The sequence below is a fragment of the Corynebacterium sp. 122RC1 genome (assembly GCF_024580955.1).
Classification (GTDB): domain Bacteria; phylum Actinomycetota; class Actinomycetes; order Mycobacteriales; family Mycobacteriaceae; genus Corynebacterium; species Corynebacterium kozikiae.
Window position 1 is genome coordinate 1 of record NZ_JANIKD010000030.1, and the last position, 14,329, is coordinate 14,329.

At 60.2% G+C, this 14,329-nt stretch carries 11 protein-coding genes; 2 read left to right on the forward strand and 9 right to left on the reverse strand.

Annotation, left to right across the window (positions count from 1 at the left end; translation table 11 throughout):
* Positions 1–138 precede the first annotated feature (138 nt).
* Positions 139–1,821: a hypothetical protein gene (locus NQ050_RS10435; RefSeq protein ID WP_257039271.1), complete on the forward strand. Its 1,683-nt coding sequence runs from the start codon at positions 139–141 to the stop codon at positions 1,819–1,821.
* Positions 1,822–1,914: 93 nt separating this feature from the next.
* Here NQ050_RS10435 and NQ050_RS10440 read toward each other — a convergent pair whose 3' ends face one another.
* From NQ050_RS10440 to NQ050_RS10450, 3 genes are read right to left on the reverse strand one after another with little or no spacing between them, the layout of a single operon-like run.
* On the reverse strand, positions 1,915–2,706 hold the full coding sequence (locus tag NQ050_RS10440) for an ABC transporter ATP-binding protein (protein WP_257039281.1): 792 nt from the start codon (positions 2,704–2,706) through the stop codon (positions 1,915–1,917).
* Positions 2,707–2,714: 8 nt separating this feature from the next.
* Positions 2,715–3,656: an ABC transporter permease gene (locus NQ050_RS10445; RefSeq protein ID WP_257039272.1), complete on the reverse strand. Its 942-nt coding sequence runs from the start codon at positions 3,654–3,656 to the stop codon at positions 2,715–2,717.
* A complete protein-coding gene (locus tag NQ050_RS10450) occupies positions 3,653–4,642 on the reverse strand; it encodes an ABC transporter substrate-binding protein (protein ID WP_257039273.1) in 990 nt (329 codons plus the stop codon). Before NQ050_RS10450 ends, NQ050_RS10445 begins: the two co-directional genes overlap by 4 nt.
* 213 nt (positions 4,643–4,855) lie before the next feature.
* Here NQ050_RS10450 and NQ050_RS10455 point away from each other — a divergent pair, with 213 nt between their 5' ends.
* Entirely contained in the window at positions 4,856–5,629 is a 774-nt protein-coding gene (locus tag NQ050_RS10455; protein ID WP_257039275.1) for a class I SAM-dependent methyltransferase, read from the forward strand.
* A 63-nt stretch (positions 5,630–5,692) separates the two neighbouring features.
* Here the strand turns inward: NQ050_RS10455 and NQ050_RS10460 are convergent, their stop codons facing one another.
* From NQ050_RS10460 to NQ050_RS10485, 6 genes are all read right to left on the reverse strand, one after another.
* Complete coding sequence (locus NQ050_RS10460; RefSeq protein ID WP_257039276.1) at positions 5,693–7,474, reverse strand: ABC transporter ATP-binding protein; 1,782 nt, start codon at positions 7,472–7,474, stop codon at positions 5,693–5,695.
* A complete protein-coding gene (locus tag NQ050_RS10465) occupies positions 7,474–9,105 on the reverse strand; it encodes an ABC transporter transmembrane domain-containing protein (RefSeq protein ID WP_306428625.1) in 1,632 nt (543 codons plus the stop codon). The genes NQ050_RS10460 and NQ050_RS10465 overlap by 1 nt, the downstream gene beginning before the upstream one ends.
* Before the next feature lie 94 nt (positions 9,106–9,199).
* Positions 9,200–10,600, reverse strand: a complete 1,401-nt coding sequence (gene der / locus NQ050_RS10470; protein ID WP_306428626.1) for a ribosome biogenesis GTPase Der — start codon at positions 10,598–10,600, stop codon at positions 9,200–9,202.
* A 206-nt stretch (positions 10,601–10,806) separates the two neighbouring features.
* Entirely contained in the window at positions 10,807–11,520 is a 714-nt protein-coding gene (gene cmk, locus NQ050_RS10475; RefSeq protein WP_257039279.1) for a (d)CMP kinase, read from the reverse strand.
* Positions 11,520–12,638: a pseudouridine synthase gene (locus NQ050_RS10480; protein WP_373456453.1), complete on the reverse strand. Its 1,119-nt coding sequence runs from the start codon at positions 12,636–12,638 to the stop codon at positions 11,520–11,522. Before NQ050_RS10480 ends, cmk begins: the two co-directional genes overlap by 1 nt.
* Positions 12,639–12,964: 326 nt before the next feature.
* Positions 12,965–14,275, reverse strand: coding sequence for an integrase core domain-containing protein (locus NQ050_RS10485; RefSeq protein ID WP_257039280.1), 1,311 nt, complete (start codon positions 14,273–14,275; stop codon positions 12,965–12,967).
* Positions 14,276–14,329 lie beyond the last annotated feature (54 nt).

Here is a 14,329-nt window from a genome sequence, read left to right on the forward strand (position 1 = left end):
CGTCTGCACTCGTCGATCGGTGACGTTCCCCCGATCGAATACGAGCAGGACTACGAGGAATTCAACACCACCCGAAAAGCCCAGTAAGGCTTTTACCTGTAGTCTCCGAAAAACTCAGGCCGATTCAATGACATGCTCATGGCAGTAGATACCGCCGTGGCAAATTCCGCAAACATTTCCTTCATCGCACTCACAGCAACGCCGAAAGGCAAGACTCTGGCCACCTACGGTGTTCCCGACCCTTATGACGAAACCAAACATGCAGCCTTTGACGTCTACTCCATGAGCCAAGCCATCGAGGAAGGGTTCATTCTCGACGTCCTAGCTAACTACTCCACCTACGCCATGTTCGCCCGAATCAAAGATGAACTGGGCCGCACCGAAATGGTGGACGAGTCCGCCGCGGTGGCTGACATGGTTCGTTTCGCTCGCCTGCACCCCACCTCCATTGCACAGAAGGTGGTAGTTGCCGTTGAACACTTCCGCCGCAATGTGATGTCCCACCTGGGCGGTACAGCAAAGGCAATGGTTGTTGCCGCAGACCGGCAAGCAGCACTCACCTGGCAATTGGAGATGAACAAGTACATTGCCAAGCAGGGCTACAACAACATGACCACGCTTGTAGCTTTTTCTGGCTCCCTGGAAATGGGTGAGAACACCGTAACGGAATACTCGCTCAATGGCGTGACTGACACGGCAATGCACTTCCGGGAAAACGAGCATGCCAAAGTCCTCATTGTGGCCAACAAGTTCCAAACCGGTTTTGACGAGCCACGCCTGTGCGCCATGTACGTGGACAAAAAACTCTCCGGGGTGATGGCGGTGCAAACGCTTTCGCGCCTCAACCGGACGTTCCCTAAGAAGCCGGCTCCGATGGTGGTGGACTTCGTTAATGACCCGCAGGCGATCGTGAACTCCTTTAAGCCCTACTTCAATGAGGCTTTCATTCACACCGATATTCCGGCGAACGCACTCGATGACCTCGGCGAAGAGCTGGACGCAGCGGAGTTTTATTCAGCCGAGGAACTGGACGCCGTTGCCGCCGCCTACATTAGTAACCAATCCGGCGAGACTATCCAAGGTACAATCTCCGCGATTCGAAGCAGGTGGAACGATCACATTCGGGACGCGCGTATTCGAGGTGATAAGGAAGCATTTGCCGAGGGCAAGGCGTTTCGCGCAAACTGCATCAAGTACACGAACGCTTGGGAGTTTTTGAGCCAGATCATTGACTATCAAGACCCCATGCTCCACAAGCGTGCAATTCTTTGTGCCTGGCTTGCCAAAGACCTCAACCTGGACCGCCAGGTTGATGACGATGACCTCACCACCGGGTTGGAAATCGTCGGTGTGGCTGTGGAAGAAAGGGAAACCGAAATAGACCTGGGCCTAGCGAAAGGCGATATTGACGGAACAATTGAACTCCCTGGCTTTGATGGTCAGCCAGTAGCAGAAAGCTCCCCGGTCAAAACAGCCTTCGATGCCGCGGTGGAAAAGGTCAATGAAATCCTCAGTGCTGCCGGTATCAGTGCGTCTGATGAAGCCAAGAGAGGTGCCATCCGTGCGTGCTACGGCAAACTTGTTGAGGACAAACAGATCCAAGACATGGCCGGTGAGAATGATGCTGACCAGCTCGCCGCCGCAGCTGGCTTCAAACAAAAAGGCCTCATGGCCATACTGGGGTCTGCACAGGAATCCCAGGAGGTTTACTCCGCTTTGTCCTCAGACACGGAAAACGTGGAAGCGGTGCTCCAGGCCTTAGCTGGTTTGCTGGTTGCTGCCTCCCAAGACGCGCAGGTGAAAAAGGAGCTGGAAGGCTAGGCCCACCTCCCTCACCTTCCCCACAAACGCGAACACCCTCCATCCCCGCGATCGTCGCAAGGGATGGAGGGTGTTCAACAACCAGGAGGCGAACTAGCCCAAAAAAGCCTTATCAGAGAGCGTGGCGCCCTTGATGTTTACGAACTCCTGGAGGAGGTCGCGGACAGTGAGCTTGGCCTTGGTGGCCTCGTCTGCCTCATAGACAATCTGGCCCTCATGCATCATGATGAGTCGATTGCCCAGGCGGATGGCTTGCTCCATGTTGTGCGTCACCATCAGCGTGGTCAGGTTGCCATCGGCAACAATCCGCTGGGTGAGGGTGGTCACCAGATCCGCGCGTTGGGGATCAAGGGCGGCTGTGTGCTCGTCGAGAAGCATGATCTTCGGCTTTGTGAACCCGGCCATGAGCAGGGAAAGCGCCTGCCGCTGACCACCGGAAAGCAAACCCACCTTTGCGGTGAGCCTATCTTCCAGGCCCAACTCCAAACTCTTGAGTTCCTCGGCGAACATTTCCCGCCGCGACGCCGTGAGACCACGCCCGAGGCCCCTGCGCTTGCCGCGAAGCAGCGCCAGACTCAAGTTTTCCTCAATCGTGAGGTTAGGCGCCGTGCCTGCCAGCGGGTCCTGGAACACACGGCCCACATAGCGGGCACGCTTGTACTCAGGCAGCTTGTTCACATTGGTGCCGTCGATCTCAATGGCGCCTTCATCCATGAACAACCGGCCAGCAACAGCATTGAGCAAGGTGGACTTGCCGGCGCCGTTGGAGCCGATCACGGTCACAAAGTCACCTGGGGCCAGGGTCAAGTCCAGGCCGTTGAGGGCAACGCGTTCGTTGTTCGTCCCAGGGAAGAAGGTTTTGCGGATACCTGCTACGCGCAGCATTGGCTTGGTCATGCGGTCACCTGCTTCCTTTGTGCCAAAGAACCTCCAGGCTCTCCAGCCTTTCCGGCACCACCGGCCTTAGCCGATTTCCCTGGCTTGGATGCAAACTTGCCCTTCCACCGCGGCAGCAGCAAAGCAACCACCACCAGGACCGCGGACACGGCGCGCATGTCATTGGGGTTCAGGCCAACCTGCAGGGCCGCGAAGATGATCAGACGGTACAAAACAGCGCCGAGCACCACGGCCACCACTGCAACCCAAATGCGGGACTGGCCAAGGATCGCCTGACCCATAATCACAGACGCCAGGCCGATGAGGATGAGGCCGATACCCATGGAGATATCTGCAAAGCCCTGGTACTGGGCAACCATCGCGCCACCCAGGCCAACCAGACCGTTGGAGAGCATCAGGGTGAGCACCTTGGTGAAGTCCGTGGACACACCAAAGCTGGTGATCATCGCCGGGTTATCACCGGTGGCGCGCAGACTCATGCCAAGGTCCGTGTGGAGGAACCACACCACGAGCGCCACCGCAACCAGCACCACGGCGATGAGCACGGCTACCCCGCCCCAAGTGCCCAGCAGCCCAGCTTCACGCATTGGTGTGAACACCGTGTCCACGCGCAGCATCGGAATGTTGGCCCCACCCATAATGCGCAGGTTAATACTCCACAGCGCAATCATGGTGAGAATGCCGGCCAGGAGGCCATCAATGTGGCCCTTGGTGTGCAGCAAACCGGTGATCAAGCCAGCGATGGCGCCGGCAACAAAGCCCAAGGCAGTTGCCACAAACGGATTCCAACCGTTAGCAATGCCAATTGCGGCGGTTGCTGCACCAGTAGTGAAGCTGCCGTCCACCGTGAGGTCGGGAAAGTTCAGAACGCGGAAAGTGAGGTAGACGCCAATGGCAACGATGCCATAGATGACGCCTACCTCAAGTGAGCCGATCATAGAGTGGTTGCCTCATTCAGCACTGCTTCAGGGATTTCAACGTTGAAGGCTGCCGCGGCTTCCTCATTCACCACGGTAGAAAGGGTGGTTGCGGTTTCCACAGCCATGGTTGCTGGGTCCTCGCCATCGCGCAGGATTCGCAGCGCCATTTCACCGGTCTGGCGGCCAAGAGCACTGTAGTCAATACCCACCGTGGCAATTGCGCCACCTTCAACGGTGCCTTCTTCAGCGCCGATCACTGGGATCTGCTTCTGCTCAGCAACCTGGATCAGGGAGGAGATGCCGGAAACAATCATGTTGTCAGTTGGCACGTAGATAGCGTCCACATCGCCCAAAGCGTCCACAGCCTGCTGGATTTCGGTCACAGCGGCAACGGTCTGGGTGCGAACCTCCAGGCCAAGTGGGCCTGCGGCCTCGGTCACCTGGTCAACCTGCACCTGGGAGTTCACCTCACCGGAGGAGTACACGATGCCAATGGAATCAGCGTCAGGCACGAGCTGCTTGAGCAGGTCCAACTGGTCAGCAATTGGGGCTGCGTCGCTGGTGCCGGTCACGTTGCCGCCTGGGGCTTCGTTGGAGTCCACCAGGTCGGCACTTTCGGCGTCGGTCACTGCGGTGAACAGCACTGGGATGTCCGTGATGTTCTGTGCCGTTGCCTGTGCGGCTGGGGTGGCCACTGCGAGAACGAGGTCCAGGTCATCGTTGGCAAAGGTCTGCGCGATGGTCAGCGCGGTTGCCTGCTCGCCGTTAGCGTTCTGCTCGGTGAACTCCACCTCAACGCCTGCGTCAGCGAAAGCCTGCTTGAAACCAGCAACGGAAGCATCCAGGGCTGGGTGCTGCACGAGTTGGTTGATGCCAATGCGGTAGGTCTCCCCCGCCGCGGCGCTGGAATCAGTAGAGGTGTTGGAGCTGCTGGAGCAGCCCACGAGTGCAAGTGCGGCAGCGGAAATGGTGCCGATCAATGCCTTCACACGAGTGGTAGACATGCGGATCCCTTTCTCTTAGGGTCATGAAACGCTGCTTTCCAAAAAGGAAAGCTTCACAATTGTTGCTGGTGGGCATTGTTGCCAGCTCGCTGGGTGCCGAGCCAACCAAACACACCCACCCCTTAAGGCATAAGGTGATTCACTAGTTTAGCGGGCATGTACTGCAGAAACGTGATCCGCCACCCCCACGGGGGTTGCGGTAACATTCCCACGGTGAACATTCCGCCGATCTCAAGAAAACACTCCCCCACGTTTCACAGCGGCGAACACCGCACCCAAACCGCGAGTGCCTACCAAGCACCAGCGGCGGAATACCACGCCATCCGCCCCAGCTACCCAGCAGAAATCCTCCAAGAGGCCCTCGGCACCGCGCCGCTCACGGTGGCGGACATCGGCTGCGGCACCGGCAAACTCACCGAAATCCTCACCCAAGCCAACCACCGGGTGATCGGGGTGGACCCCAGCCTCGCGATGCTGAATGAAATCACCGACCCACACGTCCTGCGAATCTGCGCCACCGCAGAGCACACCGCGCTAGAAAGCGGCAGCATAGACGCCATGTGCTGCGCCCAAACATGGCATTGGGTGGACACCGGCGCCGCCAGCGCTGAGATGGCTCGGATTGGGCGTACCGACGCCCCCTTGTTGCTCATATGGAATACCCTCGACGTCACCGTCCCGTGGGTTCACCGCTTCACCAGAATCTCGCACTCCGGTGACACCTTAGCCCAAGGCTTCCTGCCGGACGTCGGTACGCCATGGGCGCTTCAGCACACCTGGCGCAGCGGCTTCGAGCAGACACTGCCTGTGGAGGACCTGCATACATTGATGCACACGCGCAGCTACTGGCTGCGCGCCAAGGCAGCAACCCGCGCCAAGATGACCGCCAACCTGAACTGGTATCTCTTCGAGCACCTTGGGTTCAGCGCCGGCCAGGAAGTAACGCTGCCCTACCGGGTGGACGCGTTCCTGTACGCGCGCCGCTGATCGAGCCTTCGCGCCCCGCATCCTGCAGCGCTCTGTGTCAGCTGTCGCGCCCGGCGCTCTGCATCATTGCTCGCGCCCAGCGCTCCATGCAGACCACAATTGCTCATACCGGCCGCCCAGTGCAATCAACTCTTCGTGGGTGCCTTGTTCAATGATCCGGCCGGCATCCATCACCACCACTTTGTCAGCCCTGCGGGCCTGGTCCAGGCGGTGGGCCACGGTGAGCGCGGTTCGGCCCTCGGTCACTTCGGCTGCGGCAACATCCAAGGTGCCGGCGCCGGCGGAGCCGGCCTCCGCGGTGGCCTCGTCCATCACCACCACGGCGGGATCCATGAGGAGGATACGCGCGAGGGCGAGTTGCTGCGCCACCACCGGCTCAATCGGAAGGCCCTGGGCACCCACCTGGGTGTCCAAACCGTCGGGGAGATGCTCAAACCACGCTAAGGCCTGCGCGCGGGTGATCGCCTGGATGAGTTCCTCGTCCGTGGCATCGGGCTTGGCCAGCAGCAGATCCTCGCGCAGCGTTCCAGAGAAGATGTAGACCTCCTGAGAGACCAGCGCTAGGCGCGAGCGGCGCTCGGCGTCGGAAAGCCGTGCTACCTCCACCCCATCAATGCTCACGCTGCCGGCATCAGGCAAGCGCAAGCCCGCGATCAGCGCGGCCACGGTAGTTTTGCCTGCGCCGCTGGCACCCACCATGGCAAGCGTGTGGCCTGCGGGAATGTGCAGGTTTATGTCCTTCACCGCCCACATGCCCTCGCCATAGGCAAAGCTCACGTTGTCCAGGCGTACCTCGCCGCGCGGGGCAAGCGCACCGGAATCAGGCACGGCCACCGGTGGATTCAGGGAAACTCCGACGATGCGCGCGAGCGATGCGTACGCGGATTGCAGGGAGTCCAGCACGCGCATGAGCTGCATGATCGGGTTGCGCACCCGGATCACCAGCAACACGCTCGCGGTGGCGGCACCTAAAGTAATCTGCCCTTGGCTCACCAGCCAGAAGCTCATGAGCAGCGCCGCGGAAAGCAGCAGCCACTCCGCGATCACCGTCTGCAGGTTGAGCACCAACATGCTGAGCCTTGCGCGCACGCCCAGCAGCACCGCATTCCAGCTCGCCTGGAAGATCTGCCCGTGCGTTGCTGCAGACATCCCAAACGCATCCAGCGTGGCCTTGCCGCGGATTGCCTCCAGCACCCTGCGGGCGCGCTGCCCCATTGCGGCGCGCTCGGCGGCAAAACGCTTTGGTGCGTGAGCGAGGTACGCCCGGGCGGCCAGCACATACACCGGGAGTACCAGCACGATGGTGAGCAGGTAGTGCCAATCCAGCGCGACCATCGACACCGCCGTTGCCACTAGCGCAAACACGCCGACGCTGAGCTGTGGCAGCGACTCCGTGACGGCTTTTGAGACCTCCTGGACGTCATCTGTTGCGCGGCTCACGATGTCCCCGGTGCCAGCACTTTCCACCTCATGGACAGGCAGGTTCAACGTGGTAGTGATCATCGACTCGCGCAGATTCGCAATCACGCGCTCAGACACCGTGGCAATCGTGTAAAAGCCCAGCGCATTGCACGCGCCGCCGCACACCGCAGCAACTGCTAGCACCACGCTGAGGAGCAATAAGTCTTGGGTGGGGCTACCACCCGAAGCAGCCTGCCCCTCCCGGACTACATCCACGATCCGCCCCATGAGTTGCGGCACCGCCACACCCATTGCCGCACCGATGCCCAAGAGGAACACCGCGAATACTGAATTGCGGGCGGCATGCGGAACGGCCTTGATTTGCCGGACTACCTCTCTACGGACTTCTGGCCAGCTCGCCAGTGGGAAGGTATGCGCAGCCATCAGCGCTCACCCGCAGCCAATGTCTCCGTGACCTGCGCGGCCCACTCGGTGGCGTCTAGGCGGTGGTCAGCAGCCGCAATCCAAGCAGGTGCCTCGGTGAACACCACTGTCCGCAACCCGACGTCCGCGCAGCGATCTTGCACGAGGGCGTTCACGATGCGGGATTCCGTCACGGAATCCACCGCGGTGGTGGGGTTGTCCAGCACCAGCAGCCTGGGTTGAAACGCAATGGCGCGGGCAAGCGCCACTCGCTGGCGCTGCCCACCAGAGAGCTGGCTTCCCTCCTCGCCCACCTCACGGTTGGCGCCACCGGGAATGTCCTGAGCCTGGGCGATGGCCAAACCGTGGAGCGCACGCTTGGTGTCAACGTGGACATTGTCTGCAACGGTGCCGTCGAAAAGCGCTGCGGCGTGCGGCGCCACAATCATGTCCGCCGTGCCAGCATCCAATGCTGCCTGCTCCAGCACCGTTTTCAATGCCGGCTCCACCGCGCCGGTAATCACAGTGAGCCCTGTTGGCGTGTGTTCGATTAATTCTTGGGCGGCTTGGATCGCTGCCTCGTTGCGGGGCGCAAAGGGGGCGTCGAGCACCGCGCGCACCCGCACGGAGCTTGCTTTCGCGGTGGCCCAAAACGAGGCGAGGTTGCGCCCGAACATGGTCATTGGAGTGATGATGTACTGGGAAAGCCCCACTACGGTGATGAGTTCACCCACGCTTAGGGTGCCGTGGAGCGTCATGAACGCCGCGGCTACGCTCAGCGCCGTGACAAAGATTGCACCTACTGCTTCAGTGGTGCCGTTGAGTTGAGCAGTGGCTCCGTTCGCGCCCATGGTCTTGCGGTAGGCGCGTTCTGAGACGTTATGGTAGCGGCGCGTGATCGTGGAAACCGCACCAAGGCCTTTGATGATGCGCAGTCCGTGCACCACGTCCGCCGCCGTGCCCGCTGCCTCCGCCAGCGCCTTTTGGCGCGCCTGGGAGCGCTTAAGTAGCGGTTTTGCCACCCAATTGGCAACCACCACCATCACCGGCCCACCCAGGATTACTGCGATGCCGAGCCACGGGGAGATCAGCCACATCATCACGGATGTGTACACAATCGCGCAGAGCTCGCCCATGGGGAACACGGTCATCATCACTGCTTGGGCAATCTTCGCGGTATCTGAACTCGCAATGGAAAGCAGCTCTCCCGGTGTGTACCGCACGGATTGTCCACCGAAACCGCGGGGATCCCCAATGCGGTCTGTGACCTGCATGCGGAGGTCGTGCGCAATCAGCAAATCCGAGCGGCTGAGGAAAAACCTGGCGGTGACAAAGGTGGCCGCGGACACCAGGAAGTTCAGCGCGATCAGCAGCAACCAGAACAGCATTTGCTGCCAATCATGATTGGCAATGGCCTGGTCAATGGTGCGGCCAACCAGCACCGGAGTAAGCCCGTTGGCAATGAAGCCGATACCAATGCACGCGGTAGCAACCAGTGACCAAGGCCGTTGGGAAAGCAGAGTCTTGATCAGCCATTTGCTTTCCTCCAACGAGGGCAGCTTGGAAGGCGAACCCCCAGGGCCCTGGATTTCCCGATAGCGCTGCCGCTCTTGCGGATCCATGGCTGCCACATACGGGCTTGTGTTGGCCAACGAGTTCCTCCTGCTCAGCAAAAACGTACCCCACCGAGACGAGCGCGCCGGGCTGCTTTTCGTTCCCGATTACAGCCCAGCGCACATCACTCTTTTAGCGCTTGGAGCGCCGCTCGCGCACACGCACCGCGATCTTCACTGGCGAACCGGTGAAGCCAAAAGATTCGCGGAACTTGCGCTCCAGGTAACGTCGGTAGCCCGCATCCAGGAAGCCCGTGGTGAACAGCACGATCACCGGCGGCCTGGTGGAAGCCTGCGTTGCAAACAGCACCCGCGGCACGCGCCCGCCCTTCATTGGTGGTGGGTTCTGCGCAATCGTTGCCCGCAGCCAGGTGTTGAGCTGACCAGTGGTCACACGCTTGTCCCAGCTTTCCAGCGCCTCCAGCATGTACGGCTCAAGGCGTTGCAGGGCGCGGCCAGTTTCAGCGGAGATATTGATGCGCTTGACCCAAGGGATGTGGGCGAGCTGCTGCTCAAGCTCGCGCTCCAGCTCCCAGCGGCGGTCATCATCCATGAGGTCCCACTTGTTGAGTACCAGCACCAAAGCCTTGCCGGCGTCCAAGATCATGGCCAGAATACGCTGGTCTTGCTCGGAAATTGGCTCGGAGGCGTCGATCATGAACACCACAACTTCGGCCGCATCAATCACGCCGCGGGTGCGCAGCGAAGCGTAATACTCATGCCCCTGCGCATTCTTCACCTTGCGGCGCAGCCCTGCGGTGTCAATAAACTTCCACAAGTTTTGGTCAAGCTGCACCAGGGAGTCCACTGGGTCCACGGTGGTGCCGGCAACATTGTCCACTACGGAGCGGTTCTCGCCGGTGAGCTTGTTGAGCAGGGAGGATTTGCCAACGTTGGGCTTACCGACGAGCGCAACGCGCCGCGGCCCCTCCACAATGCTGGCTGCACGAGGTTCCTCGGGGAAAGCGTTGAGGATCGCCTCGAGGACGTCAGCACCACCACGGCCGTGCTGCGCGGACACGGGCCAAGGATCACCCAGGCCCAGGGCGTAGAACTCAGCGACGTCCGCGTATTGGTTGTCCGAATCAAACTTATTGGCAACCAAGAACACTGGCACTTTGGAACGCTGCAGCTTCCGAGCCATGATCTCATCAGTTTCGGTGACGCCAACCTTGGTGTCGACCACCATCACGATGACGTCGGCAGTCTCCATTGCCACTTCGGCCTGGCGCGCAATTGCACCGTGGATGCCCTTGACGTTAGGGTCCCAGCCGCCAGTGTCTTGCACCCAGAAGCGCTTGCCGCCCCAGTCAGCGATGTAGCTCACGCGGTCACGAGTCACACCCGGGAAGTCCTCCACCACGGCCTCGCGGCGGCCAATAAAGCGGTTCACCAGGGAGGACTTACCGACGTTCGGCCGTCCCACAATAGCCACGGTGCAGAGGTTTTCACGCAGGTGGCCCTCGGGGTCAATGCCGAAGGCTTGCTCAAGCTCGGACCAGTCTTCATCGGAGTAGCCGGCGCCGAAGTCCATGTCACCGAACTCAGACTCATCGAACACGGCCTGCTGTTCGTCGGTGAAGTCGAATTCAAAGTCGTCTTCATCAAAGTCGCCGGTGGCGTAGCCTTTGCCCGCTACCTCAACTTCTTCTTCCACAAACCCTTGGCTGGCATCGAACTCGCCGCCTTGGGAGTGATACACGAACTGGGTTTCCTGCTCGTCTTGTTCGCGGTTGCTCACTACTTGCTCCTTTCAGCGGATTGCTCAATCAAGGTGAGTACAGCCTCAATGGCTTCATGTAGGTTCAGTTCGGAAGTGTCCACAATCGTGGCGTCCTCCGCGGGGCGCAGGGGGCTGAGCGCCCTGGTGGAATCCAGTTCATCGCGGCGAACCACATCCGCTAGGACCTGTTCAAAATTCACTTCACGGCCTGCGGCTCGATCTTGTTCAAAGCGGCGCCGCGCGCGCACCTCAGGGCTTGCGGTGAGAAACACCTTCACTGGGGCGTCGGTAAGCACATTTGTACCGATGTCCCGGCCATCCACAATGCAGCGGTGGGCCTGGGTGGCCAGGGTGCGTTGCAACCGAACCAAGTTTTCACGGACCGCTGGGACGGCGGACACTGCGGACACCGCGTTGGTCACCTCAGGGCCACGAATCTCATGTTGCACGTCCATTCCTGCCAGGAGGACTTCGCGGGAGGCGGGGTCGTCGTTCATGCTCAGTGGGAGCGCTTCGGTGGCCTGCGCTATTGCCTGTGCATCCTGTGGGTCGATGCCCTCGCGGAGCACGTGCAGGGTGGCCACGCGATACATTGCGCCGGTATCCAGGTATTTCGCCCCGAGCTGTGCGGCGAGGGTGCGGCAGATGGTGGATTTACCGGCGCCGGAGGGGCCGTCCACGGCAACGATCAACCCGCCGTTTGGCATGTTAGAAATCGCGTTGGAGTGCATCACAGATCCACCGCCTTGTAGAGGCTGGCCAGCTCATTGCGGTTCAGTGCACGGATGGTACCGGGGGTCTGCTCGCCGAGCTGGATGGTGTGCAGCTTGGTGCGGACCAGGCGCTGGACCGGGTAGCCGGCTGCCTTGAGCATGCGGCGCACAATGTGCTTGCGGCCTTCGTGCAGCTCCACGCGCAAGATGGATTTGCCCTGGTAGACGTCCACGATCTGGACGTAGTCCGCCTTCGCCGGGCCGTCATCCAGCTCGATGCCGTTGCGCAGGGTGCGGATCAGCTCGCGGTCAGCCTCGCCAAGCACGGTAGCGAGGTAGGTTTTGGACACCTCGTAGCGTGGGTGCATGAGGCGGTTGGCCAGCTCGCCGTCATTGGTGAGCAGGAGGAGGCCTTCGGTGTCTGCGTCGAGGCGCCCCACGTGGAACAGGCGCTGACCTGCAGCAACCTTCTCACCCACGATGTCGCCGATGTTCGCACGGCCAAACTCATCACTCATGGTGGAGTGCAGCCCGCGTGGCTTGTTGAGCACGAAGTACTGAAGTTCCTCATTGATGTTGATACGCACGCCATCCACGCGAATGATGTCCCGATCCGGGTACACGCGCACGCCCTGCTCCATCACAATCTTGCCGTTGACCTCCACGCGGCCAGCGTCAATCAGGATTTCAGCGTGCCGACGCGACGCCACACCAGCCTGGGCCAGCACCTTCTGCAGGCGCACGCCCTCCCCCTCTGGGGCTGGGAGGTTGCCGGTGGGCTGCTGGACATGCTGGCGGCGCGCGGGCTTGGCGTTAGAGAGCAGCATCTGAGACTCGCTGGTGCGGCGGCCTTCGCTCAGCCCACCAACGCTGTCCTGCTCGTAGCGAGAGCGCACACGCTTGCCTGCTTTGTGCTGGGCCTTTCCCTGGACCTTTCCATTGCCAGCGGTCCTGCCTTGGCCGGTGTCCTGCGGATTGCCCTGGCCACGGTGCGGCTTCTTCTTGCTTGGGTGTTGCCCCGGACCCAGCCCCGTGCCTTGGGCCTGAGCCGCGTTGCGCTGCTTCGCAGAGCGCTGAGCTCGGGGATTTTTGCGTCCTTTTTCCGGTGTGCCGTCACGGCGAGCGGTTGGTGCCACGATGTATTCCTCACCCCATGATCACATGGGTGGTAGATATTTGATTGTTAAGCTATACCACCCTACGCCTGAGGTGAGTGTAGCGCAAGTGGATGGATGTTCAGGATTGTCAGGCTGATGCGGGCCATGGGGGCTCACACTCCGCACTGCACCACCCCTTCGCCGAGTAATCGCCTAGTAATCGCCTAGTAATCGCCTAGTAATTACCTGTTATGTCCATGGGGTTTTTGGGCACGGAGTCCATAGACTTGTTGGACAGGGAGTCTAGCTTCTTGTTGGACGGGGAGTCCAAGGGGTTTGTGGACAGGTTTTAGGCGCTGGGTGGTCTACGGCTTTTTGCGTCGTGTGGGCCGCGGTCGCGACAGGATCGGTTTGATCTCCGGTGGGCGGCGGTGCCACATCCCTTCGACGTGTCCGATGTTGATCTGGCCTCCGGCCGGTCGGTGCAACAAGGTAATAGGAAGTGGAAAGGAGAATAAAAGCTCGCCGTCATGCGCGGTGAAAAACTCTGCATGATTGTTGCTGACTTGGCTGTAGATCAATCTGTTTTTCCATCGAGTACCGACGTACAAGCGGTATTTGAGGATGGTGACAACACCACTGCGGTTGATCCAGAGTTCGTCGGGGATGTCCCAGCTGTTACTTGACGCTGAGGTGATGGCAGCTACGCTTAAGTCATCGATAGGGTGTGAATCTTGGTGGATTGGCTCACTATCGTGGTTATGCGCCTTGGGTGAAGCTGCAACTTTGTCCAAGGCGTTTTCTCTTCCAGTGGGAAAACCACCGTGCATGCTGTGGTAGTACGTGGCGATTTTGGCCCACAAAACATCTGGATCAACAGGCTGTGTGGGAGCGGTAGCGTGGTCAAGGATCTCACGGGCTGTTGCCGGGGTGATGTGCATTTTGCCGTGGTTGAGGCCTTGGTGGCGCCGCTTGGTGTTGTAGTAGGTGCGATACTCCACGAGCAGCTGTTGGACTTGTCCGAGTGTTGTCGGTGTGCGCGCATCGAGATACCGGATGATCGTTTGATGGGATCGTTCGTCTTTACCTTGGGTTTGTGGGGCGAATCCGGCAATAGACCACACGCCCAAACCCGCCAGCCATCGTTCGGTGTCCGATAGTCGACCCCGGTGATAGGTGGCGAAGGCCTCACCGTTATCGGATAACACCTCCTGGGGGCGGCCATAGCTGTCGATTGCGGCAGCCAAGGTAGCGCGGGCATCAACTCCGTTTTCGGGCGCGCTGAATGCTTGCGATCCGAGGTCGAAACGACTGGCGTCATCGATGAGCTGGTAGATCGTGATGTGGGTGTGCGCAGTGTCGAATAAGCGGTAGACGAAGCCATCAATCTGCCACAACTCGTTGACCTTTGCGCGGGCAAACCGTTTGTATGAGCTTCTGGGGCGCTTGCGGGCATTCTCGTCGACAACACCGGCTTCGTGAAGCCACAAAGCAATCGTCGAGCGCTGCGGAGGGTTCTCCATCCGCAGGTCATCTAGCAAGTAATAGTAGATCGACCATGGCCCATAGTCGCGGCCAGTTTCTTTCAGTACTTCGCGGGCCTGGGACCTGACCCCCGTTAGGTAGACACCCAATCTCAGCTCAGTCGGGCTGGGGGAAAGGTAATCTACCACCATGTCAGCGAAACGCTATGACGAGCAGTTCAAAAGGGATGCGGTTGCCTTCTATGA